Origin of the sequence: Hoeflea marina (assembly GCF_003182275.1) — a bacterium.
Classification (GTDB): domain Bacteria; phylum Pseudomonadota; class Alphaproteobacteria; order Rhizobiales; family Rhizobiaceae; genus Hoeflea; species Hoeflea marina.
The window spans coordinates 372,924-397,062 of the sequence record NZ_QGTR01000003.1 but is presented as its reverse complement, the minus strand read 5'-3'; the positions used below and the strand labels follow the sequence as shown (position 1 = coordinate 397,062).

General features: G+C 64.9%; 19 protein-coding genes. 18 read left to right on the top strand and 1 reads right to left on the bottom strand.

Annotation, left to right across the window (positions count from 1 at the left end; genetic code table 11):
- Positions 1-13: 13 nt before the first annotated feature.
- The 16 genes from miaB (at position 14) to pnp (ending at position 19,451) form a co-directional block, all read left to right on the top strand.
- Positions 14-1,417, top strand: a complete 1,404-nt coding sequence (gene miaB / locus DFR52_RS13115; protein ID WP_110032416.1) for a tRNA (N6-isopentenyl adenosine(37)-C2)-methylthiotransferase MiaB — start codon at positions 14-16, stop codon at positions 1,415-1,417.
- A gap of 34 nt (positions 1,418-1,451) precedes the next feature.
- Positions 1,452-2,501, top strand: coding sequence for a PhoH family protein (locus DFR52_RS13110; RefSeq protein ID WP_110032415.1), 1,050 nt, complete (start codon positions 1,452-1,454; stop codon positions 2,499-2,501).
- Positions 2,498-3,016 carry an rRNA maturation RNase YbeY gene (ybeY, locus tag DFR52_RS13105; protein ID WP_110032414.1) on the top strand — a complete coding sequence of 173 codons (519 nt, stop codon included), beginning with the start codon at positions 2,498-2,500 and terminating at the stop codon, positions 3,014-3,016. The genes DFR52_RS13110 and ybeY overlap by 4 nt, the downstream gene beginning before the upstream one ends.
- Positions 3,017-3,023: 7 nt before the next feature.
- Positions 3,024-4,154, top strand: a complete 1,131-nt coding sequence (locus tag DFR52_RS13100; protein WP_110032413.1) for a hemolysin family protein — start codon at positions 3,024-3,026, stop codon at positions 4,152-4,154.
- A 124-nt stretch (positions 4,155-4,278) separates the two neighbouring features.
- Complete coding sequence (lnt, locus tag DFR52_RS13095; protein WP_110032856.1) at positions 4,279-5,874, top strand: apolipoprotein N-acyltransferase; 1,596 nt, start codon at positions 4,279-4,281, stop codon at positions 5,872-5,874.
- 151 nt (positions 5,875-6,025) lie between these two features.
- Complete coding sequence (locus tag DFR52_RS13090; protein ID WP_110032412.1) at positions 6,026-6,445, top strand: helix-turn-helix domain-containing protein; 420 nt, start codon at positions 6,026-6,028, stop codon at positions 6,443-6,445.
- 188 nt (positions 6,446-6,633) lie between these two features.
- Positions 6,634-7,875 carry a methionine adenosyltransferase gene (gene metK / locus DFR52_RS13085; RefSeq protein WP_110032411.1) on the top strand — a complete coding sequence of 414 codons (1,242 nt, stop codon included), beginning with the start codon at positions 6,634-6,636 and terminating at the stop codon, positions 7,873-7,875.
- A gap of 28 nt (positions 7,876-7,903) precedes the next feature.
- The gene (trmB, locus tag DFR52_RS13080; protein WP_110032410.1) at positions 7,904-8,608 is read left to right on the top strand and encodes a tRNA (guanine(46)-N(7))-methyltransferase TrmB; all 705 of its coding nucleotides are present in this window, start codon (positions 7,904-7,906) and stop codon (positions 8,606-8,608) included.
- Between the two features lie 389 nt (positions 8,609-8,997).
- On the top strand, positions 8,998-9,624 hold the full coding sequence (gene rimP, locus DFR52_RS13070; RefSeq protein ID WP_110032408.1) for a ribosome maturation factor RimP: 627 nt from the start codon (positions 8,998-9,000) through the stop codon (positions 9,622-9,624).
- 114 nt (positions 9,625-9,738) lie between these two features.
- Positions 9,739-11,373, top strand: a complete 1,635-nt coding sequence (gene nusA, locus DFR52_RS13065; RefSeq protein ID WP_110032407.1) for a transcription termination factor NusA — start codon at positions 9,739-9,741, stop codon at positions 11,371-11,373.
- Positions 11,374-11,396: 23 nt separating this feature from the next.
- A complete protein-coding gene (locus DFR52_RS13060; RefSeq protein WP_110032406.1) occupies positions 11,397-12,020 on the top strand; it encodes an RNA-binding protein in 624 nt (207 codons plus the stop codon).
- A gap of 88 nt (positions 12,021-12,108) precedes the next feature.
- The gene (gene infB / locus DFR52_RS13055; protein ID WP_110032855.1) at positions 12,109-14,823 is read left to right on the top strand and encodes a translation initiation factor IF-2; all 2,715 of its coding nucleotides are present in this window, start codon (positions 12,109-12,111) and stop codon (positions 14,821-14,823) included.
- 89 nt (positions 14,824-14,912) lie between these two features.
- Positions 14,913-15,380 carry a 30S ribosome-binding factor RbfA gene (gene rbfA, locus DFR52_RS13050; protein ID WP_110032405.1) on the top strand — a complete coding sequence of 156 codons (468 nt, stop codon included), beginning with the start codon at positions 14,913-14,915 and terminating at the stop codon, positions 15,378-15,380.
- Between the two features lies 1 nt (position 15,381).
- Positions 15,382-16,317 carry a tRNA pseudouridine(55) synthase TruB gene (truB, locus tag DFR52_RS13045; protein WP_110032404.1) on the top strand — a complete coding sequence of 312 codons (936 nt, stop codon included), beginning with the start codon at positions 15,382-15,384 and terminating at the stop codon, positions 16,315-16,317.
- Between the two features lie 375 nt (positions 16,318-16,692).
- Entirely contained in the window at positions 16,693-16,962 is a 270-nt protein-coding gene (rpsO, locus tag DFR52_RS13040; protein ID WP_110032403.1) for a 30S ribosomal protein S15, read from the top strand.
- Between the two features lie 368 nt (positions 16,963-17,330).
- Positions 17,331-19,451 (top strand): polyribonucleotide nucleotidyltransferase, encoded by a 2,121-nt coding sequence (pnp, locus tag DFR52_RS13035; RefSeq protein WP_110032402.1) that lies wholly within the window; start codon positions 17,331-17,333, stop codon positions 19,449-19,451.
- Positions 19,452-19,559: 108 nt separating this feature from the next.
- On the opposite strand, the gene DFR52_RS13030 is transcribed toward pnp, so the two are convergent.
- Positions 19,560-20,087 carry a hypothetical protein gene (locus DFR52_RS13030; protein ID WP_245415327.1) on the bottom strand — a complete coding sequence of 176 codons (528 nt, stop codon included), beginning with the start codon at positions 20,085-20,087 and terminating at the stop codon, positions 19,560-19,562.
- Positions 20,088-20,411: 324 nt separating this feature from the next.
- Here DFR52_RS13030 and DFR52_RS13025 point away from each other — a divergent pair, with 324 nt between their 5' ends.
- Together DFR52_RS13025 and DFR52_RS13020 are read left to right on the top strand one after the other, a co-directional pair.
- Positions 20,412-21,917: an ATPase domain-containing protein gene (locus DFR52_RS13025; RefSeq protein WP_110032401.1), complete on the top strand. Its 1,506-nt coding sequence runs from the start codon at positions 20,412-20,414 to the stop codon at positions 21,915-21,917.
- Positions 21,886-23,988 (top strand): hybrid sensor histidine kinase/response regulator, encoded by a 2,103-nt coding sequence (locus DFR52_RS13020; protein ID WP_110032400.1) that lies wholly within the window; start codon positions 21,886-21,888, stop codon positions 23,986-23,988. The genes DFR52_RS13025 and DFR52_RS13020 overlap by 32 nt, the downstream gene beginning before the upstream one ends.
- Positions 23,989-24,139: the final 151 nt, after the last annotated feature.

Below are 24,139 nucleotides of genomic sequence, written 5' to 3'. Positions count from 1 at the left end.
TAAAAGACCGGCCATGACCGATATCGCCAACCTAGAACCCGCAGCCGTCCCCGCGCCGGAGCCCGCTATCGCGCCGCACGGGCGCAAGGTCTTCGTCAAGACCTATGGCTGCCAGATGAATGTCTACGATTCCGAAAGGATGGGCGATGCGCTCGCCCGTGACGGCTATGTCTCCACCGACAGTCCGGAGAGCGCCGACCTCATTCTCATCAACACTTGCCACATCCGCGAGAAGGCGGCTGAAAAGGTCTATTCCCAGCTGGGCCGGCTCGAAAAGATGAAGCGCCAGCGCCGCCTCGTCGGCGGCGACCTGATGGTCGCGGTGGCCGGCTGCGTCGCCCAGGCCGAAGGCGAGGAGATCATCCGCCGCGCCCCCGTCGTCGATGTCGTCATCGGGCCGCAGACCTATCACCGTCTGCCCGAGGCGCTGACGCGTGCGCGCGCGGGCGAGCGCGTCGTGGCCACCGACTTTCCGCCCGACGACAAGTTCGAGGCGTTGCCGAAGGCCACCGACAAGACCATCCGGGCCCGCGGCGTCACTGCCTTTCTCACCGTGCAGGAGGGCTGCGACAAGTTCTGTACCTTCTGCGTGGTGCCCTATACCCGCGGCGCCGAAACCTCGCGACCGGCCGCCCGGATCATCGAGGAAGCCACCCGGCTGGCGCAGGCAGGCGTCCGCGAGATCACGCTGCTGGGCCAGAACGTCAATGCCTGGCACGGCCTGGGCGGCGATGATCGGGAGTGGGGGCTGGGCGAACTGCTGCGCCGGCTTGCCACCATTCCAGGTGTCGACCGCCTGCGCTACACCACCAGCCATCCGCGCGACATGGACGATGCGCTGATCCAGGCCCACCGCGATCTGCCCGAACTGATGCCCTATCTGCATCTGCCGGTGCAGTCGGGCTCCGACCGCATCCTCAAGGCCATGAACCGCCGCCACACGGCTGCCGACTATATCCGGCTTGTCGAACGCATCCGTTCCGTCAATCCCGACATTGCGCTGTCGGGCGATTTCATCGTCGGGTTTCCCGGCGAGACGGATGAGGATTTCCAGGATACGATGCGCCTCATCGGGACGGTCTTCTACGCGCAGGCGTTCTCGTTCAAATATTCGCGCCGGCCCGGCACGCCGGGCGCCGACCTTGACGGGCAGGTTGACGAGGCGGTCAAGTCGGAGCGTCTGGAAAGACTGCAGACCCTGCTGTTCTCGCAGCAGCGCGCCTTCGCCGCCGCATGCGTGGGCCGCGAGATCGATCTGCTCATCGAGAAACCCGGGCGCAACACCGACCAGATGGTTGGCCGCTCACCCTGGCTGCAACCTGTTATTGTTGATGCAAAGGCCGGGAAAATCGGTGACATTGTCCGGGTGCGAATCACGGAAACTGGGTCTAACAGCCTCTACGCCGCTGTGACGTGAGACTGAAGCCCGAAAACGCCAGGAGCCAATCAGTTTGACAGCGCATGACCTGTCTGCGCCCGCTTCGCGGGCAACCGCCGCCGGCGCATCCGACGCCACCCACATTGCACTGACGTTCGAGAACAATCGCCTGGCCAGCGAACTGTTCGGTCAATTCGACCAGCATCTGGCGCTGCTGGAGCAGCGGCTCAAGATAGACGCCCGCGCCCGCGGCAACACCGTCACGCTGCGCGGCGACGAACTGGCCACCAACCAGGCCCGCCGCGCCCTGGACTATCTCTATGACCGGCTGCAGAAGGGCTCCAGCGTCGAGATCTCCGATGTCGAGGGCGCCGTCCGCATGGCCCAGGCGGCTGACGACCAGCTGGTTCTGCCGACGCTCGAGCGCAAGGGCAAGCTGGCATTGGCCCAGATTTCCACCCGCAAGAAGACGGTCATCGCCCGCACCCCGACCCAGGATGCCTACATGCGCGCCATGGAGCGGGCGGAGCTTGTCTTCGGGGTGGGTCCCGCCGGCACCGGCAAGACCTATCTCGCCGTCGCCCATGCCGCGCAACTGCTGGAGCGCGGCTCTGTCGAGCGCATCATCCTGTCGCGGCCTGCCGTCGAGGCCGGCGAACGGCTCGGCTTCCTTCCAGGCGACATGAAGGAAAAGGTCGATCCCTATCTCCGGCCGCTCTACGACGCGCTCTATGACATGATGCCGGGCGACAAGGTCGAGCGCGCCATCACCGCCGGGGTCATCGAGATCGCGCCGCTCGCCTTCATGCGCGGCCGCACGCTCGCCAACGCCGCCGTCATCCTGGATGAGGCGCAGAACACGACGCAGATGCAGATGAAGATGTTCCTGACCCGCCTGGGCGAGAACTCGCGCATGATCATCACCGGGGATCCGTCGCAGGTCGATCTGCCGCGCGGCGTCACCTCGGGCCTCGGCGAGGCGCTGGCATTCCTCGAGGGCGTCGATGGCATCGTCACCTGCCGCTTCAAGGCCGCCGATGTGGTTCGCCATCCGCTCGTCCAGCGGATCGTCGAGGCCTACGATGCCAAATACCTGCCCAATCCCGGTGAAAGCCGGACATGACACGGGCGCTGGTGGATTTCGTCTTTTCCGTCGAGGGTGAGGGCTGGGGCGACGACGCCGAACTTGAATCGCTCGTCTCCCGTGTGCTGGCGGCCGCCGCGTCCGACCTGCGGGAAAACGAGAACCAGCCGTTCCCCGAGGAGCCGACGGAAGTCTCGCTGGTGTTTGCCGACGACGCCTTCGTCAGGTCGGTCAACGCGGAGTGGCGGGACCAGGACAAGCCGACCAATGTGCTCTCCTTTCCGGCGTTCCCGATCCGCCCGGGCGGCATGCCGGGACCGCTGCTGGGGGACATCATCCTGGCGCGGGAGACGATCGAGACGGAGAGCCGGGATCTCGCCAAGCCGGTCGAGGCACATCTGGTTCACCTGATCACCCACGGTTTCCTGCATCTCTTCGGCTATGACCACATGGAAATGGCCGAGGCGGAGAAAATGGAATCAGTTGAGACTCGCATTTTGGCCACGCTTGGACTATCTGATCCCTACGGCGACCTTGAGCCGGAACGAATATAAAGTGACAATGACCGAAGAACACAGCCCGGCTTTGCCCGGCGATGCGAAAGCCGCAGCTTCCGCCCCTTCCACCGATGACTCGGACAGTCCCCAGTCCGACCCGGAGAGTCCTGCTGAGGAACGCAACGGCTACGGGTTCTGGCAGCGGGTGACGCGCATGCTGTTTCCGCCGGCCGACAGGGAAACGCTGCGCGACGATCTCACCGACGCGCTGCAATCGGGCGGCGACCTGCACGAAGCCTTCACAGCCACCGAACGCGCCATGCTGCACAACATCATGCGCCTGCGCGAGGTGCGCGTCGAGGACCTGATGGTGCCGCGTGCGGATATAGAGGCCGTCGACCAACTGACCACCATCGGCAATCTGCTGGAGATCTTTGAGGAATCCGGCCATTCCCGCATGCCCGTCTATGGCGAGACGCTGGATGATCCGCGCGGCATGGTCCATATCCGCGATCTGCTCGCCTGGATCACCAAGCAGGCGCGCGCCAAGCGGACCCGTGCACCCGCCAGGACGACGTCGGCCAGCGGCGGCCGGAAGGTCCCGCTCAAGGCACTGGAACTCTCCAAGGTGGACCTGACCAAGACGCTGCAGGAATCCGGAATCGTCCGCAAGGTGCTGTTCGTGCCGGCGTCGATGCACGCCTCCGACCTGATGAGCCGCATGCAGGCCAATCGCATCCAGATGGCCCTTGTCATTGATGAGTATGGCGGCACCGATGGCCTGGTTTCGCTGGAGGACATTGTCGAAATGGTGGTCGGCGACATCGCCGACGAACATGACGATGAAGAGGACACGCTGATCGTCAAGTCGGGCGAGGATGTCTGGCTCATCGATGCCAAGGCCGAGCTCGAGGATGTGGCCGAGGCCATCGGCCCGGATTTCGACATCCGCGAACCCAGCGAGGAGGTCGACACGCTCGGCGGACTGATCTTCTCGGAACTCGGCCGCGTGCCTGTCCGAGGCGAGGTGGTCCAGGCGCTCCCCGGGTTCGAATTCCACGTGGTCGACGCCGATCCGCGCCGGGTCAAGCGGGTGAGAATCATCCGCAGCCGCCCCGCCGCCCGTCGCCGCACCACCCGCACCGAGCCCGAACCGGCCAGAGCCGAGGCGAATCTGGACAAGCAGATCTCCTGAGGCTCGCCGTCATCCCCGCATCCGCATGATCGTCGCGCCGCGACCGGACAAGCCGCGGATTATTTGAAAAGATGCCGCAACTGATTCGCCCGGGAGGGCATCGGCATTGTGGGGACCTATGGCGTTGGAACGGCTGGCCGAGAAAATCATGCTTGTCTGGGGCATCAAGCGGGCACTGCTGTCGCTTCTCGCCGGCGGGCTCGCTGTCCTGGCGCTGCCGCCTTTCAACTTCTTCGCGGTCATGTTCGTCTCCATGCCGGTTCTTGTCTGGCTTCTCGACGGCGCCAGCGGCAATGCCGAGGCGGGTTTCATCGGGCGCCTGCGCCCGGCCTTCGCCACCGGCTGGTGGTTCGGTTTCGGCTATTTCACCGCCGGCCTCTGGTGGCTTGGCAATGCACTCCTCGTCGATGGCACCGGTGCCGTCTGGGCGCTGCCGCTGGCTGTATTCGGGCTGCCTGCGGTTCTCGCGCTGTTCTACGGATTCGCGGCCGCGTTCGCGCGGATGATCTGGTCCGACGGTGTCGGTCGCACCGCGGCTCTGGCCGCCGGCTTCGGGCTGGCTGAGTACGCCCGCGGCGTCCTGTTCACCGGCTTTCCGTGGAACGAGATCGGCTACACGGCCATGCCGGTGCCGCTGATGATGCAGTCCGCCGCGGTCGTGGGCCTTGGCTGCATGACGATGCTGGCTGTCTTCGTTTTCAGCGCGCCCGCTTTGGTCGGCACGCGGCGCGGCGCCGTGCCCGGCCTGCTGCTGGCCCTGGCGCTGTTTGTCTCCCATCTCGGCTATGGATGGCATGCGCTTGATATCGCCCGCCCGACGGCGGCCGTCGCCACCGACCCGGTCATCCGCCTGGTTCAGCCGGCGATAGACCAGTCGGCGAAATGGGATTCCGCCGAGCGCGAGCGCAATTTCGCCCGGCTGCTGGAGCTCACCGCCCGCCCGCCGCTCACCGAGAGCCGCCGCCCGACCTACATCGTCTGGCCCGAGACGGCCTTGCCGTTCCTGCTTACCGACAATCCGGGCGCGCTGGCCCGCATCGCCGACGTGCTCCAGGTCGGCCAGACGCTGATCACCGGCGCAGTGCGGGTGGAAGCGGGGCAGGGCGGCACGGCATCGCGCTACTACAACTCCATCTATGTGATCGACGACGAGGGCGAGATCATCGCCGCCGCCGACAAGGCCCACCTGGTGCCGTTCGGCGAGTATCTGCCCTTTGAATCCTGGTTCGGCCGGATTGGGCTTGCGCCGCTGGCGGAAACCTTCGGCGGCTTTTCCGCCGCCGAGCACCGGTCGATGCTGACCCTGCCGGGCGGGATCACCGCGCTTCCGCTGATCTGCTACGAGGCGATCTTCCCCGACATGGCGCAGATCGGCGGTTCCAGCGGTGATCTCATGCTCAATGTGACCAATGACGCCTGGTACGGAATGACGCCGGGTCCCTACCAGCACCTGCGGCAGGCCCAGTTGCGTGCGGTGGAACGTCGCACGCCACTTGTGCGAGCGGCCAACAACGGCATTTCCGCCGTCATCGATTCGGAAGGCCGGTTTGTCGCCGCTATGGCGTTGGGAGAGCAGGGCATACTGGATGTTGATTTACCGCGGGCTCGTGATAAATTCTTCGTGCAGAAAAACACGTCCCACTACTTCTGGCTGCTTTTCGCTGTCTTGGTGTTTTTTGGCGGGGGGGCTCGCATGGGTAATTGGCGCCATGCTGATTGACGCAAAACCCCTAAAATCGCATAGTTGTAATTGTCAACCCGCATCCCGTGAGCCGTGATTGTATTGTCGGTAGTTGAAGTGGCTGCCGAAGCCAGACGCAGGACGGGATCTTGTTCAGCCATGCGCGTCGCGCTCTTGTTAGGTAAAGATTATGATTGAAAACAAGAAAAAGCCAAACCCCATCGATATACATGTGGGCAGCCGGATCCGCTTGCGGCGCACCATGCTGGGGATGAGCCAGGAAAAGCTGGGGGAATCGCTGGGCATCACTTTTCAGCAAATCCAGAAATACGAAAAAGGCACCAACCGGGTCGGCGCAAGCCGCCTTCAGAACATATCGACCATTTTGAACGTCCCTGTTTCCTTCTTCTTTGAAGACGCCCCCGGTGACCCTTCCACGGGCCAGCCCGGCGCCTCGGAAGCCCATTCATCCAACTATGTCGTTGATTTCCTGTCTTCTTCGGAAGGCCTTCAGCTCAATCGCGCTTTTGTCAAGATCTCCGACCCGAAGGTTCGCCGCAAGCTGGTGGATCTGGTCAAGGCTCTGGCGTCCGAAAGCGAGGCCGAATAGACCGATCAGAACCGGCTGCGGTTTCCGATGGGGGCAGGCAGCCGGTTGCCGGCCGGGGGCGGTGTCGCCTGCGCCGGGATCGGTTCGCATTCCCGATCATATCAAGATATATTTATGTCGTTCTAACCTTGTCAGAAATGTGCGTTGCCACTAAACAGGCTGCACCTTGACCTGTGATGGAGCCCGCCATGGAGCGCTCGACTTTTCTTTTTACCAGTGAATCGGTGTCCGAAGGCCATCCCGACAAGGTGTGCGACCGCATCTCGGACGAGATTGTCGATCTGGTCTATCGTGAAGCGAAGAAGACCGGCGTTGATCCGTGGAGCGTGCGTGTGGCCTGCGAAACGCTGGCGACCACCAACCGGGTCGTGATCGCCGGGGAGGTCCGGGTGCCGCCCTCCCTCGTCAAGCTCGACAAGGCGGGCAAGGAAGTCATCAACCCGGCCAAGTTCAAGTCGGCCGCACGCAAGGCCATCAAGTCGATCGGCTACGAGCAGGACGGATTCCACTGGAAGACGGCCAAGATCGAGGTGCTGCTGCATTTCCAGTCCGCCCACATCGCGCAGGGTGTCGACAACGCATCCGACCATCAGGGTTCGGAAGGCGCAGGCGACCAGGGCATCATGTTCGGTTATGCCTGCAATGAGACTCCGGAGCTCATGCCGGCGCCGATCTACTACAGCCACAAGATTCTCGAACTGCTGGCCGCCGCCCGCCACAAGGGCGATGGCGAGGCGGGCAAGCTCGGTCCGGACGCCAAGAGCCAGGTGACCGTGCGCTACATCGACGGCAAGCCGGCTGAGGTCGCGGCCATCGTCGTCTCCACCCAGCATCTCGACCCGACATGGGATTCCCGCAAGGTCCGTTCGGTCGTCGAACCCTATGTGCGGGAGGCCATGGGCGATCTGAGGATCGCCGATGATTGCGCCTGGCACATCAATCCCACCGGGGCCTTCGTGATCGGCGGCCCCGACGGCGACGCCGGCCTGACCGGCCGCAAGATCATCGTCGACACCTATGGCGGCGCCGCCCCCCATGGCGGCGGTGCATTCTCGGGCAAGGACACCACCAAGGTCGACCGCTCGGCCGCCTACGCCGCGCGCTACCTGGCCAAGAACGCCGTCGCCGCGGGTTTCGCCGATCGCTGCACCATCCAGCTCGCCTATGCCATCGGCGTTGCCAAGCCGCTGTCGATCAACGTCAATTTCCATGACACCGGCAAGGTTTCCGAGGCAGCCCTCGAGGAGGCCCTTCCCAAGGTGATGGATCTGACCCCTCGCGGCATCCGCAAGCATCTCGACCTCAACAAGCCGATCTATGCCCGGACGGCGGCCTATGGCCATTTCGGCCGCAAGGCGGGCCGGGACGGCTCGTTCTCCTGGGAGAAGCTCGATCTGGTCAAGGCGCTGAAGGAAGCCGTCCGAGGCTGATCACCGGACGCCAGGCACGGACAGCACCATGAACGCAGAACCCCGCAGAAGCAGGGCGACGGAAGCCTTCTACGGCCGTCGCAGCGGCAAGACCCTGAGCGCGCCGCAGGCGGAAGCGCTGGCGTCGGTCCTGCCCGCGCGGCTGCTTGATCTAGGCCGTCCGGCGCCGCAGCCACTGGACGGGCTATGGTCGGTTCCGGTGACGTCGCGGCGGCTGGAAATCGGCTTCGGTGGCGGCGAGCATCTGCTGGCCCGTGCCGCACGGTTCCGCGACACCGGTTTCATCGGCGTCGAGCCCTTCATCAATTCGATGGCCAAGATGCTGGCCGCCGGCGTCGAGCAGGGACTGGAGAACATCCGGGTCTACGATGATGACGCCACGCGCGTGCTGGACTGGCTTCCGGACGCCTGCCTGGACCGGATCGATCTGCTCTATCCCGATCCCTGGCCGAAGAAGAAGCACTGGAAGCGCCGCTTCGTCTCCACCGTGAACCTCGACCGGTTCGCACGGGTTCTCAAGCCCGGCGGCCTGTTCTGCTTTGCCTCCGACATCGACACCTATGTCAACTGGACGCTGGCCCAGGTCATCGCCCATCCGCTGTTTGACTGGCCTGCCAGCCAGGCCGATGACTGGCGCCTGCCCTGGGACGGATGGCCCGGCACCCGCTACGAGGCGAAGGCCTTCCGGGAAGGGCGCCGGGGAACCTATCTGACCTTCGTCCGCGCCGGCTGAGCCGTCCACGGGCGCCGGAGCGATGCCCGTGCCGCGGCCCGGCGCGCCGATGCTATTGTCTTGCGCCCTGCCGGAAAACAGGTTAAGACAAGTCCAAATTCTTGATCGTCATGAACAAGAGTGGGCCCACCCGGACCCGCTCTTTTTTGTTGCCGGTCTCATGCCAGTGAGCGTAATGGTCCATCGACAGCCGGTGGCCGTAACGTGCATGCGCCGACCCGATGACGCCGGCCGATACGCCTGCCGCCCTTGCGGTGCGCGATTGCCGGTCCAGCGAGGGTCGGCCAGCCGGGTTCGCCGGGCGCATGCGACACTTCAACAGCCTGGACCATGCCCTGCGGATCTTGAAATGCAGACCGGTTCCGGCTTCGCCATTAGACGGATGACCGATGACTGACCATGACACCGAATCCACAGAGACTGAACCGCGGCTGATCTGCGAGACCGGCATCGACGCGCGCATTGCCGCCATCGTCGAGCCCGTGATCGAGAGCATCGGTTTTCGGCTTGTGCGCGTGCTGTTGTCGGGGCAAAATGGCCTGACGCTGCAGATCATGGCCGAGCGCAGCGACGGCAGCATGAATGTGGCTGACTGCGAAGCCGTTTCGCGGGCGCTGTCGCCGGTGCTGGATGTCGAAGACCCGGTGGAGAAGCAGTACCATCTGGAGATCTCGTCGCCGGGCATCGATCGTCCGCTGGTGAGACGGACAGATTTCGAACGCTGGCAGGGGCATCTGGTTCGCTGCGACACGTCGGTGCTGGTCAATGGCCGCAAGCGGTATCGCGGGTTCATACGCGATCTCACCGAGGCCGGGTTCGTCATCGAGCGTGACCAGCCCGCCTACGGCGAGGACAGCAGGTCTGAGATTCCCTTTGCCGCGCTCGCGGAAGCCAAGCTGGTGCTGACGGACGATCTGATCCGCGAATCGCTCAGGGCCGACAAGGCGGCGCGCGCTGCGGCCAACGAGAACGATCCCGAGATCGACGTCGAGGACGACGACACCGAATCGGAGTGAGACAGCCGCAGCCGCGCCCCGCGAGGTGCTCGGGCGGATCAACCCAATGCCTGCTTCGGCAGCGATCACGAACGGAAGCGGCCTGCGATGCGGGCCCATTGAACGGAGAAAGTCATGGCAGTCAGTGCAAACAGGCTCGAACTTCTGCAGATCGCCGATGCGGTCGCCCGCGAGAAGAGCATCGACCGCGAGATCGTCATCGCCGCCATGGCGGATGCGATCCAGAAGGCTGCCCGCTCGCGATACGGCTCCGAGTCCAACATCCGCGCCGACATCAATTCCAAGACCGGCGAGATCCGCCTCCAGCGCCTTCTGGAGGTCGTCGATCACGCCGAGGACTATTCGCTGCAGATCCCGCTGGCGCTGGCACGCGATCGCAATCCCGACGCCCAGCTTGGAGATTTCATTGCCGATCCGCTGCCGCCGATGGATTTCGGCCGCATCGCCGCCCAGTCCGCCAAGCAGGTGATCGTGCAGAAGGTGCGCGAGGCCGAGCGTGACCGACAGTTCGACGAATTCAAGGACCGTATCGGCGAGATCGTCAACGGCACCGTCAAGCGGGTCGAATACGGCAACGTCATCGTCGACCTCGGTCGCGGTGAAGGCATCATCCGCCGCGACGAGACCATTCCGCGCGAAGCCTTCCGCTACGGCGACCGGGTCCGCGCCTATGTCTACGACGTTCGCCGCGAACAGCGCGGCCCGCAGATTTTCCTGTCGCGCACCCATCCGCAGTTCATGGTCAAGCTGTTCACGATGGAAGTGCCCGAGATCTATGACGGCATCATCGAGATCCGCTCGGTCGCCCGCGACCCGGGTTCGCGCGCCAAGATCGCCGTCATTTCCAACGATTCCTCGATCGATCCGGTCGGCGCCTGCGTCGGCATGCGCGGCAGCCGCGTCCAGGCCGTCGTCGGCGAACTGCAGGGCGAGAAGATCGACATCATTCCGTGGTCGCCCTCGCCGGCCACCTTCATCGTCAACGCGCTGCAGCCGGCGGAAGTCACCAAGGTGGTGCTGGACGAGGATGCGGAACGCATCGAGGTGGTGGTTCCCGACGAACAGCTGTCGCTGGCCATCGGCCGCCGCGGCCAGAATGTCCGCCTCGCCTCGCAGCTCACCGGCTGGGACATCGACATCCTGACGGAAGAGGAAGAAAGCCAGCGCCGCCAGAAGGAATTCAACGAGCGCACCGCGCTGTTCATGGAAGCCCTTGACGTTGACGAGATGGTTGGCCAGGTATTGGCTTCGGAAGGCTTCAGTCAGGTCGAGGAAGTCGCCTATGTCGACCTCCAGGAAATCACCTCGATCGAAGGTTTCGACGAAGACACGGCTTCCGAGTTGCAGACCCGGGCACGCGAATATCTCGAGAAGGCCGAAGCGGAACTGGATGCCAAGCGCGTCGAGCTCGGCGTCAGCGATGAGCTGCGGTCGATCGACGGCATGACCACCGCGATGATGGTGGCGCTCGGCGAGGACGGCATCAAGACGCTTGAGGACTTCGCCGGCTGCGCCGTCGATGACCTCATCGGCTGGACCGAACGCAAGGACGGCGAGACCAAGCGCTTCGAGGGGCTGTTCTCCAAGCTCGACCTGTCGCGTGCCGACGCGGAAGTGATGATCCTCAATGCCCGCGTCGCGGTAGGCTGGATCACCGCCGACGAAGTCGAGGATCTGATGGTCGAGACCGGCGAGGACGAGGACGCAATCGACGCGGAAGCCGCAGAGACGGTGGACGGAGAGGCCTGAGGGCTGCGGCCCTGAGGCGCGACATGAAGGTCAGGATCGAGCCCGTGAACGACCGCATGTGCATTGTCACCCGCGACAGGGACAAACCGGATGGATTGATCCGGTTTGTGGTAGGTCCCGACGGGGCGCTGGTCCCGGACCTGCGCCAGGTCCTTCCGGGCCGCGGTTGCTGGGTGACGGCGGAACGGAGCAAGGTTGATGAGGCGGTGAAGCGCAAGTTGTTTGCGCGCGCCCTCAAGGATGCGGTACAAGTGGACCCGGACCTGGGTTCCCTGATCGACCGTTTGCTGTCTGAAAGCCTGATCGGCATGATGAACATGGCCCGCAAGTCGGGGCAGTTCATCAAGGGCTCGACCAAGGCGGACGCATCGATCCGGTCGGGAGAGGCGCTGGCGGTGTTTCACGCCTCCGACGCCGCCGACGACGGGGTCAGAAAATTGCGCCAGGCCATCACGGCGCGCGCCAGAGGAATGGAAGAACCGGAGATTCCGGTCTTCAGGCCGTTTACAGCCCAGGAATTGGACCATGCATTGGGCGAAGCGGCGTTTATCCATGCTGTCGCGCTTGCAGGGCAGGCCGGTGAAGGTGTAGTGAAGCGCGCAAAGACGCTTGCGCGCTACAGAGATGTCCCGCTGGTCGGGACTTGAAGAGACGCGGGTGGCCATGCCCAGGTCTGGCCGGACATGAGAAGGATTGGCGCTGCAAAAGCGGCTGATCCAGGGAAACGGATACGGAATGAGCGATAGCAAAGACGACAAGACAATCGGTGAAACCGGCAAGAAGACCTTCACGCTGAAGCGTCCTTCCATCGAGCAGGGCGTGGTTCGGCAGGAGATGGGCCGGGGTCGCACCAAGGCCGTGGTGGTGGAGACGCGCAAGCGCCGCCTCACGCGTCCCGAGGACGAGAAGCCGGCGCCCGCGCCGGTCAACCTGGCGCCGCGCCCGCCCGTCTCCACGACTTCGACGCCCGAGCGCGCTGCCGAACCGGCCCGCACGGCTGCGCCTGCGCCGTCCAGTCCGGCCGCACCCGCCCGTCCTGCCGTTCCGTCGCGTCCTGCCGCCCCGCAGCGTCCCGCGCCTGCTCCGTCGCCGCGCGCCTCTTCGGCTCCGCCGCCGCGCATGGGTGTCGTTCTCAACCAGCTCTCGCCCAACGAGATCGATGCGCGCCGCCGTGCGCTGCAGGATTCGAGGGTTCGCGATGTCGAGGAGGCCAAGCAGGCCGTCATCGCCGCCGCCCGTCGCGCCGAGGAAGACAAGATCCGCGCCGAGGAGAAGGCGGAGGCCGATCGCCTCCAGGCAATCGAGGACGCGCGCCTGGCCAAGGAAGAGGCGGCACGTCCGCCCCGCGCCCCGGTCGAGGAACTCAGCCCCAAGGCCATCGCCGATGCGGCCGCAGCTGCCGAAATCACCAAGCCGATCACCGGCGAAGTGGTGCGCTCGCGCCGTCACCAGGCAGAGGAAGAGCCTGCAGCCCGCTCCGGCGGCCCCGGCCGCCCCGGAGCCAAGGTGGTTCGCCCGGAACCCGCCAAGCCGGCTCGGGCCAAGACCGAGGAAGATCGCCGCCGCGGCAAGCTGACGCTGACCGCGGCCCTCAACGACGATGGCAATGCCCGCGGGCGCTCGCTCTCGGCCATGCGCCGTCGCCAGGAAAAGATGCGCCGCTCCTCGATGCAGGAGACCCGCGAAAAGGTAATGCGTGAAGTGATCCTGCCCGAGACCATCACCATCCAGGAACTCTCGCAGCGCATGGCCGAACGCTCTGTGGATGTGATCAAGTTCCTGATGAAGGAAGGGCAGATGATGAAGCCCGGCGACATCATCGATGCGGACCTGGCCGAACTGATCGCGGTCGAATTCGGCCACACCGTCAAGCGCGTCTCCGAATCCGACATCGAGCTCGGGATCTTCAATGTCTCCGACGAGGCCGGTGAGCTCAAGTCGCGTCCCCCGGTGGTCACCATCATGGGCCATGTCGACCACGGCAAGACCTCGTTGCTCGACGCCATCCGCAACGCCAATGTCGTCTCCGGCGAGGCTGGCGGCATCACCCAGCACATCGGCGCCTACCAGGTGGAGAAGAATGGTCACAAGATCACCTTCATCGACACGCCCGGCCACGCCGCCTTTACCGCCATGCGCGCTCGCGGTGCCCAGGCCACCGACATCGCCATCCTGGTGGTCGCGGCCGACGACTCGGTCATGCCGCAGACGGTGGAATCCATCAACCACGCCAAGGCGGCCGGCGTGCCGATCATCGTGGCCATCAACAAGATCGACAAGCCCTCGGCCGACGCCCAGAAGGTCCGCAACGGCCTTCTGCAGCATGAGGTCTTCGTCGAAAGCATGGGTGGCGAAGTCCTCGACGTCGAGGTTTCGGCGCTCAAGAACATCAACCTCGACAAGCTGCTTGATGCCATCCTGCTGCAGGCTGAAGTGCTCGACCTCAAGGCCAATCCGGACCGCACGGCCGAAGGCGTGGTCATCGAGGCCAAGCTCGACCGCGGCCGCGGTCCCGTGGCCACGGTGCTGGTGCAGACCGGCACTCTGCGTCCCGGCGCCATCATCGTCGCCGGAGACCAGTGGGGCCGCGTTCGGGCGCTGCTCAACGATCGCGGCGAACCGGTGGATCACGCAGGTCCCGCCTTCCCGGTGGAGATCCTCGGGCTTCAGGGCACGCCGCAGGCTGGCGACCGCTTCGCGGTGGTCGAGACCGACGCCCGTGCCCGTGAGATCGCCGAATACCGCCAGCGCCTGTCGCGTGACAAGGCCGTGGCCCGCCAGAGCGGTTCGCGCGGTTCGCTCGAGCAGATGATGACCCAGTTGTCGGCTTCCGGCGTCAAGGAGTTTCCGCTGCTCATCAAGGGTGACGTTCAGGGCTCCATCGAAGCCATCGCCGGCGCCATCGACAAGCTGTCGACGGACGAGGTCCGGGCCCGGATCATCCATTCCGGTGCCGGCGCCATCACCGAGTCCGACATCTCGCTTGCGGAAGCATCGGGGGCGGCCATCATCGGCTTCAACGTCCGCGCCAACAAGCAGGCACGCGACGCGGCCGAGCGCGACGGCGTCGAGATCCGCTACTACAACATCATCTACAATCTCGTCGATGACGTGAAGGCGGCAATGTCGGGCCTGCTGTCTCCGGAGCGTCGGGAAACCTTCCTCGGCAACGCCGAGATCCTCGAGGTCTTCTCGATCACGAAGGTCGGCAAGGTCGCCGGTTGCCGTGTCACCGAAGGCAAGGTTGAGCGCGGCGCTGGCGTTCGCCTGATCCGCAACGATGTCGTCATTCACGAAGGCAAGCTCAAGACCCTCAAGCGCTTCAAGGACGAAGTCTCCGAGGTTCATGGCGGCCAGGAGTGCGGCATGGCGTTCGAAAACTACGAGGACATCCGCGCAGGCGATGTCATCGAGTGTTTCCGCGTCGAGCACATCACACGCTCCTTGTGATGCATTGAACCGGTCGGGCCGATCAGCCCGGCCGGTTCCCTGGCTTGCATCTCCAGGCTGCCGCGCCCGCAAGAACGGTTGGATTTCCCATGCCCAAACCCACATCCTCCGCTCCGTCCCAGCGCATGTTGCGCGTCGGAGAACAGGTGCGTGTCGCCATCACCAAGGTGCTGCAGCGCGGCGACGTCCGCGATCCGGTGCTCTCCAACACGCTCATCTCCGTCACCGAAGTGCGTATGTCCCCCGACCTGATGGTCGCCACGGCTTTCGTCACGCCGCTCGGCGTCGAGGACCACGCCGGCACCATCGCGGCGCTGAACAAGCATGCCCGCTTCATTCGCGGCCGCGTCTCGCCTGATCTCAGGCAGATGCGCAACATTCCCGAACTGCGCTTCCGCGACGACACCAGCTTCGCCAATTACAAGCACATCGATGACCTGCTGAAGTCGCCTGCGGTCGCCCGCGATCTCGATCACCACGACGTCGCGACCGATGGCGCGGAGGAAGCGGATGCCGATGCGGTCGACCAGGGCGGCTCCGACGAGACGAAGGCCTGAGATGGGCCGGCGCGGAAAGAACAAGGGCCGACCGATCTCGGGCTGGCTGATCCTCGACAAGCCATGGGATTTCGGTTCGACCGAGGCGGTCTCCAAGATCAAGTGGCTGTTCAAGGCCGAGAAGGCCGGCCATGCCGGCACGCTCGATCCGCTGGCGTCGGGCATGCTGCCGATTGCGCTCGGCGACGCCACCAAGACCGTCCCCTATGTGATGGACGGACGCAAGGTCTATGAATTCACCGTCGCCTGGGGCGAGGAACGCAGCACCGACGACCTGGAGGGTGCTGTCATCGCCGCTTCCGGGACCCGTCCGGACCGTGCCGCCATCGAGGCGCTGCTGCCGGATTACACCGGCGCCATCGAGCAGGTGCCGCCGCGTTTTTCCGCCGTCAAGATCGCCGGCGAGCGAGCCTATGACATGGCCCGCGCGGGCGAGGAGGTGGAACTGCCGACCCGCGAGGTCGAGATTCACCGCATCACGCTTCTCGCCTGCCCCGACGCCGACCATGCCGTCTTCGAGGTCGAATGCGGCAAGGGGACCTATGTCCGCTCGCTGGCGCGCGATTTCGGCCGGGATCTCGGCTGCTACGGGCATGTCTCCAGTCTTCGGCGCTCGATGGTCGCCCCGTTCGACGAGGCTGCAATGGTGGCACTAGCCGATCTGGTGGCGCTGGAGGAGGTCGCGGACGAGGACGAACGGCTCGCCGCGCTCGACGCCTATCTGATCGATGTCGGCCAGGCGCTGTCGATGCTGCCGCGCATCATGATCACCGACGAACAGGCCTACAAGCTGCGAATGGGCAACCCCATCATCCTGCGCGGCCGCGATGCGCCGGTGGAATGCGACGATGCCGGTGCCTTTGCCCGAGGCTCCCTGGTGGCGCTCGGCGAAATCCGCGGCGGGGAGTTCCGTCCCAAGCGCGTGTTCAAGGGCTGATCAGGTCGGCACCCGGCCTTGCGTCTTGCCCCGGTGGTGTGATCGCTCAGCCCGACCCGCGCCGGGAAGACCAGAATGGTCGGCCGCTACCGCCCCAACCGCGCTTTTTTCGGCCACGGATCGAAGTCTCGTGCAAACCGGGCGGTCGCGGCGTCCGTGCAGCGCCAGCTCCGCCACAGGCGGCGAATCCCCGCCATTCCGGCCTTCGCAGCCGGCGCGGCTCCGGGGCGCCGGCCACATTTTCCTTTCCTTTCGAAGGGAATTGCCCTATAGGCCAGCCGTCCGTCGCGGTTTGCCGCTTGGACATCCGAGGCCGCTGCTGGACGACATCCCGGCCGTCGGCGCCATATCCATCCCGAACGAAAGGATAAAACGATGTCGATCACTGCTGAGCGCAAGGCTGCGCTGATTGAAGAATATGCGACGAAGCCCGGTGATACCGGTTCGCCGGAAGTTCAGGTTGCCATTCTCACCGAACGGATCACCAACCTGACCGGTCACTTCAAGGAACACAAGAAGGACAACCACTCGCGGCGCGGGCTTCTGACGCTCGTCTCCACCCGTCGGTCCCTGCTTGATTATGTCCGTCGCCAGGATGAGAAGCGGTACACCGATCTCATCGCGCGTCTGGGCATCCGCCGCTAATTGCTTTCGGCGGGCAGGCCCCCGGCCCGCCCGCCGTCATTTTCCGAAGCCGACACCGGCTTCACACGCGCGGCACGCGCACCGGGTCTTCCTCAGGGCAGGGCCGGAAATGTGCAAAACCGTCTGCAAGGGCCGGCCAGTCCGGCATCAGACACCCAGCGATCGCCCGTCATGGGGCAGGATTGCCGGATGCTCGCCGCTCAAGCGGCACCACGCCGGGAGAGCCGGCGGAGGGAACGGCAAACCGCCGCGCCCGATACCGGAGCGTCCTGCTGTCTTGCCCGTGATGCGCCCGCGCCCACAGGGACATGAGGGGAATCCGGCCGGAACCGCGCCGACCCCTGATGCGCCATTACGAAGGACTGACTATGTTCAATACCCACAAGGTCGAGATCGAATGGGGCGGCCGTCCGCTCATTCTGGAAACCGGCAAGGTCGCCCGTCAGGCCGACGGCGCCGTCATGGCCACCTACGGCGAAACCGTTGTTCTCGCCACCGTTGTCTCCGCCAAGGCGCCCAAGCCCGGCCAGGATTTCTTTCCGCTGACCGTCAACTACCAGGAAAAGACCTACGCCGCCGGCAAGATCCCGGGTGGCTACTTCAAGCGCGAAGGCCGTCCGAGCGAGAACGAGACACTGACCTCGCGCCTCATCGACCGTCCGCTGCGTCCCTTGTTCCCGGAAGGCTACAAGAACGACACCCAGATCATCATCACCGTTCTGCAGCATGATCTCGAGAACAACCCCGACATTCTCGCTCTTGTGGCCGCGTCCGCTGCGCTGACCATCTCGGGCATCCCGTTCATGGGCCCGATCGCTGGCGCACGCGTCGGTTATGTCAACGGCGACTACATGCTCAACCCGCATGTTGACGAAATGCCGGAAAGCCAGCTCGATCTGATCGTCGCCGGCACGTCCGAAGCCGTGCTGATGGTGGAATCGGAAGCCAAGGAACTGGGCGAGGACGTCATGCTCGGCGCCGTCATGTTCGGCCACCGCGCCATGCAGCCGGTGATCGACGCGATCATCCAGCTTGCCGAGGCAGCCGCCAAGGAGCCGCGCGATTTCTCGGCTCCCGACAATTCGTCGCTCGAAGCCGAAATGCTCGCCATGTGCGAAGCCGACCTGCGCGACGCCTACAAGAACACAGACAAGGCCGCCCGCTACACGGCGATCGATGCGGTCAAGGCCAAGGTCAAGACGCATTTCGCTCCCGCCGAAGGCGAGGAAGCCCGCTTCACCTCCGAGGTCATCGGTGCGGTCTTCAAGTCGCTGCAGGCCAAGGTCGTCCGCAACGCCATTCTTGACACCAAGAGCCGCATCGACGGCCGCGACCTGTCGACCGTGCGTCCGATCGTCTCCGAAGTCGGCATCCTGCCGCGCACCCATGGTTCGGCGCTGTTCACCCGCGGCGAGACCCAGGCGATCGTGGTTGCCACGCTCGGCACCGGCGAGGACGAGCAGTATGTCGACAGCCTGACGGGGACCTACAAGGCCACCTTCATGCTGCACTACAACTTTCCGCCCTACTCGGTCGGTGAGACCGGCCGCACCGGTTCGCCCGGTCGCCGCGAAATCGGCCACGGCAAGCTCGCATGGCGCGCCATCCGTCCGATGCTGCCCTCCGCCGAACAGTTCCCCTACACGCTGCGCGTGGTCTCGGAAATCACCGAGTCCAACGGCTCCTCGTCGATGGCAACCGTCTGCGGCACCTCGCTGGCGCTGATGGATGCGGGCGTTCCGCTGGCCAAGCCTGTCGCCGGTATCGCCATGGGCCTGATCAAGGAAGGCGAGCGTTTCGCCGTCCTCTCCGACATTCTCGGCGACGAGGATCACCTGGGCGACATGGACTTCAAGGTTGCCGGCACCGGCGAAGGCATCACCGCGCTGCAGATGGACATCAAGATCGACGGCATCACCGAAGAGATCATGAACATCGCGCTCGACCAGGCCAAGGGCGGCCGTCTCCACATCCTCCAGGAAATGGCCAACGCCATTGCCGAGAGCCGTGGCCAACTGGGCGAGTTCGCTCCGCGCATCGAAATGATCTCTATCCCGGTCGACAAGATCCGCGACGTCATCGGCACCGGCGGCAAGATCATCCGCGAGATCGTCGAAAAGACCGGCGCCAAGATCAACATCGAAGACGATGGCACGGTCAAGATCGCGTCCTCCTCGGGCAAGGAGATCGAGGCCGCCAAGAAGTGGATCCACTCGATCGTCGCCGAGCCGGAAGTGGGCGTCATCTATGAAGGCACCGTCGTCAAGGTCGCCGACTTCGGCGCCTTCGTGAACTTCTTCGGTCCCAAGGACGGCCTGGTGCACATCTCGCAGCTCGCCGGCGAGCGCGTCGCCAAGACGTCGGACGTGGTCAAGGAAGGCCAGAAGGTCTGGGTCAAGCTCCTGGGCTTCGACGAGCGCGGCAAGGTCCGCCTGTCGATGAAGATGGTCGACCAGGAAACCGGCAAGGAAACCGGCCAGGGCGAGTAAGCCCCGGCGGGGCGGCGCGAGCCGCCCATCATCCCAAGCGTTGCCAGGCCCCCGGATCGAAAGCTCCGGGGGCTTTTTGCGACCCCTGGCCTGCATCGGCAGGCGTCCTCAGATGTCGGGGACGGCCAGGTCCGGATTGCGGTGATAGCCAGGGCCGATCGTCAGCGGCTTTTCCGGCAGGATCGAACCGTCCAGTTGCGAGGCAATGGTGAAGACCTCGTCATGCAGGACCGCGTTGTCGCCGTGGCGGACAAGCCGCACATGCACGGAATAGGGCTTGCCCTTGACGACCCCGGTCACCGGCGGCGTGTGGAAGGAGTAGACCTTTGATCGGGGCGACAGCTTCTCGCTCAGCACGATCGGCGGGCCACCTGACGGATCCTCGAACTCGGCGTCGATGCGCGAATAGTTCGCCACCGGCCGGTCGAGATAGGCGGTGAAGCCATAAAAGGCCTTGGCCACGCGGTAGTTGAAGATGAACCCCGAGCCGGTAATCTTGAGATAGGGCCGGTCGGCGGGGTTCTCGCGCGTCAGCCAGCCGATGCCGAACGCCACGATCAGCAGGACAAGTGTTGCGATGAGCAACCGGGACACGGTGAAGACCTTGAGCATGGCCCAGATTATCACGCGCCGCACCGAATCGGCAATCCAGACTGCGCGCTGACAGGCGCCCCGATGCCGGATCCGGGTTTTCGGCATGCTGACTGTCCTCGAACCGGAGCCGCTCCCTGACGCGGCCTGCCCGCGCGGAGCCGCCCGTGGCTTTCGTCACGGCCAGACCGGCAGAGGCCGTCGGGAACAAAATTGTGTCATGTGCATTCCATACAGGCACTCGACTTACCGGGTGTCGCCGGCCATTCTCCATGCGTCTGTCGAACCCCGGGTTCGTCCGCGAGAAGCGTTCGGTCGTAATTGTTTTCGCCGCTCAGGTCGGCGCAAGGGATTTTCGAAGGAGTTCTCATGGCCCAAGGCCTCCACACCAAAGCCCTCACAGGAGTGCAGGGGCTGGATGATATTCTCGCAGGCGGGCTGTCGCGAGAGCATGTCTTTCTCATCGAAGGCACCCCGGGCACCGGTAAGACGACGATCTCGCTGCAGTTCCTGATCGAGGGCGCCAAGCTCGGCGAACGCTGTCTCTACATCACCCTGTCCGAGACGGAGCAGGAACTGCGCGACAGCGCCGCCTCCCACAACATGGAGCTGGGCGAGGGGATCGAGATCTTCGAGCTCGTCCCGCCCGAGAGCCTGCTCGATACCGAGCAGCAGCAGAGTCTGCTGTATTCCTCCGACCTGGAACTCGGCGAGACGACAAAGCTCATCTTTGAATCCTTCGAGCGCGTCAGGCCGCGCCGCGTGGTCATCGACAGCCTCTCGGAAATACGCCTGCTGGCGCAGAGTTCGCTGCGCTACCGCCGGCAGATCCTGGCGCTCAAGCATTTCTTCGCCAAGTCCGGGGCCACCGTGCTGGTGCTGGACGACATGACTTCCGACGTGCTCGACAAGACCGTTCACAGCGTCGTCCACGGCGTCATCCACCTCGAGGAACTGGCGCCCAATTACGGCTCCGAACGTCGCCGGCTGCGCGTCATCAAGTACCGCGGCCAGGCCTTCCGCGGCGGCTATCATGATTTCGTCATCTCCACCGGCGGGGTGGAAGTGTTTCCGCGGCTGCGAGCCCTCGAGCACCGCACCAGCTTCGCCCGCACGATGCTCTCGAGCGGGCTACCGGCCTTCGACGGGCTGCTCGGCGGCGGCGTCGAGCGGGGCTCCAGCACGCTGCTCATCGGTCCGGCCGGCACGGGCAAGAGCCTGTTCGCGCTTCAATTTGTCATGGCCGCCGTGGAGCGTGGGGAACGCGCCGCAGTCTTCATCTTCGATGAGGAACTGGGACTGTTGTTTTCGCGCACCAGCTCCATGGGCATGGACCTTGAGCGGCTGCGCGACGAGGGCCGCATTCACATCGAACAGCTCGACGCGGCGGAACTCTCGCCGGGCGAATTCGCCCAGCGGGTCCGCCGGACCGTTGCCACCTTCGACGCCAAGACCGTGGTAATAGACTCCGTCAACGGCTACCAGGCGTCGATGCCGGAAGAGAACGCGCTGATCCTGCACATGCACGAACTGCTGCAGTATCTCAACCGCCAGGGCGCCAACACCTTTCTGACGGTCGCCCAGCATGGTCTCTTCGGGGACATGAAGTCGCCGGTCGACGTTACCTATCTGGCTGATACCGTCGTGCTGCTGCGCTACTTCGAGGCTGCCGGCAAGGTGCGCCGCGCCGTCTCCGTCATCAAGAAGCGGACGGGACGGCACGAGGACACCATTCGCGAGTTCAAGGTCACCGATCAAGGTCTGATTGTCGGCGAGCCGCTGGCGGGGTTCCAGGGGGTCCTGCGCGGTGTTCCCGTTCTGGTCGACAAGGCTCCGCTTCTCGATGGTGACAGCGGGAGTGCCGACCATTCCTGACCGGCAAGCCATCGCTCTGATCTTCGCGCCAGCGGGCCGTGACGCCCAGATCGCCGGCTCGCTGGTCGCCGAGGCGGGCGTCACGGCCAGGCCGGTGCGGGACCTGCCCGCTCTGCTCGCGGGCCTGAGCGAGGACATCTCCTTTGCGGTCATCACCGAGGAAACGCTGCGCAACGCCGATCTCAAGGACCTAGCCGGCTGGATCACCCGGCAGCCCAGTTGGTCCGACCTGCCCTTCATCGTGCTCACCCAACGCGGCGGGGGTCCGGAACGCAATCCCGCCGCCGCCAGGCTCTCCGAAGTGCTCGGCAATGTCAGTTTTCTCGAACGCCCCTTCCACGCCACCAGTTTCATCAGCCTGGCGCGCAGCGCCCTCCGCGGGCGGCGGCGGCAGTATCAGGCGCGGCTGCAGATCGCGGCGCTCGATGACGGCGAGCGTCGCCTGCAGACCGCGCTTCAGGCCGGCCATCTGGGGACTTGGGAACTCGACAACGCCACACGGGTGCTGACCACCTCTGCCACCTGCAAGGCGATCTTCGGCCGTTCCGTCGATGCAGATTTCTCCTATCGCGATCTGTTCGCCGCCATTCACCGCAACGAACGCCGACGGGTCTGGAAGGCGCTTGGCCGCGCCATCGGAACGGGCAGCGATTTCGCTGTCGAATGCCGGACGGTCTGGCCGGACGGTTCGGAGCACTGGTCGGAAATCCGCGCCCAGGCGTACCGGGAGCGCAACGGAAGGCAGGTGCGGATGATTGGGGTTGCAGCCGACGTCACCGAGCGGAAGCTCGCGGAAGCGTCGCAGCGGCAGATCAACGAAATGCTGGAGGAGCGCGTGGCCAGGCGCACGGCCGAGCTCGAGGCGGCCCACGCAGACACCATGGCCGAGATCGCCCAGCGCCAGCGGGCCGAGGAGCAGTTGCGCCAGGCCCAGAAGATGGAAGCGATCGGCCAACTCACCGGCGGCGTGGCGCATGATTTCAACAATCTGCTGATGGCGGTGCTTGGCAACCTCGAACTGCTGCAGAAACATGTCGACCAGGACGCCCGGGCACTGCGCCTGATCGACGGCGCCGTCCAGGGCGCGCGTCGCGGCGCCTCGCTGACCCAGCGTCTGCTCGCATTCGCCCGCCGTCAGGACCTGCGGGTGGCTCCGGTCGACATGGGCAGACTTGTGACCGGCATGGAGGATCTGCTCCGCCGCTCGGTGGGCGGGGGTGTCACCGTGGAGACCGAGCTTGCGGAAGGGCTGCCGCCTGCACTGGCCGATGCCAACCAGGTGGAACTGGCTCTGCTCAATCTCGTCGTCAACGCCCGCGATGCGATCACCGGCGGCGGCACGATCCGCATCGGGCTGCGACAGGTCGATGTCGTCCGGGGCGGCGACATCGCCGAGGGGCGCTATGTCGTGCTCACCGTCTCCGACAACGGCCAGGGAATGGATGAGGCAACGCTGGAAAGGGCGATCGACCCCTTTTTCTCCACCAAGGAACTGGGCAAGGGCACAGGCCTGGGCCTGTCGATGATTCACGGACTGGCGATCCAGCTCGAGGGCATGCTGAAGCTGCAGAGTGCGGTGGGACAGGGCACCACCGCGGAACTCTGGATACCGGCGGCAGTTGGGGCCGCGGATCGGCCAGAGGCCGCGGACCGGGTGGAGACCGCGGCACCGGACGGCATGGCCGACGCACCGGTGCGCCGGATTCTCATGGTCGATGACGACGTGCTCATCGCCATGAGTTCGGTCGACATGCTGGAGGATCTCGGCCACGAGGTGGTGGAGGCCAATTCAGGCGAACAGGCACTGAAGATCCTGGAGAGCGGCGAGAAGTTCGACCTGATCATCACCGACTATTCGATGCCGCGCATGACCGGCGCGGAACTCGCTCGCGAGGCGCGCCGGTTGCGCCCGGACATTCCCATTCTGCTCGCCACCGGCTATGCGGAACTTCCCGCCGGCATGGATCTCGGCATTCCCCGCCTGAGCAAGCCTTATTCGCAGCAACAGCTGGCCACGGAAATCGCCCGCGCGATCGCGGCGGAACCGGTCGGGGGACCGTCCGGAGCATAGGCGGTCGGCGAAGCAGTTGAAGTTCGTCTTGCAGAGGCGGATGCGCCGGACACGACCCGTCGGACGGGGCGACCGGCACGGTACATCGCCGTGGGGCCGGCGGCGGAAGCCGCGGATCGCGCAATCCGGGACTTCAGATCTGGCCCGCGGT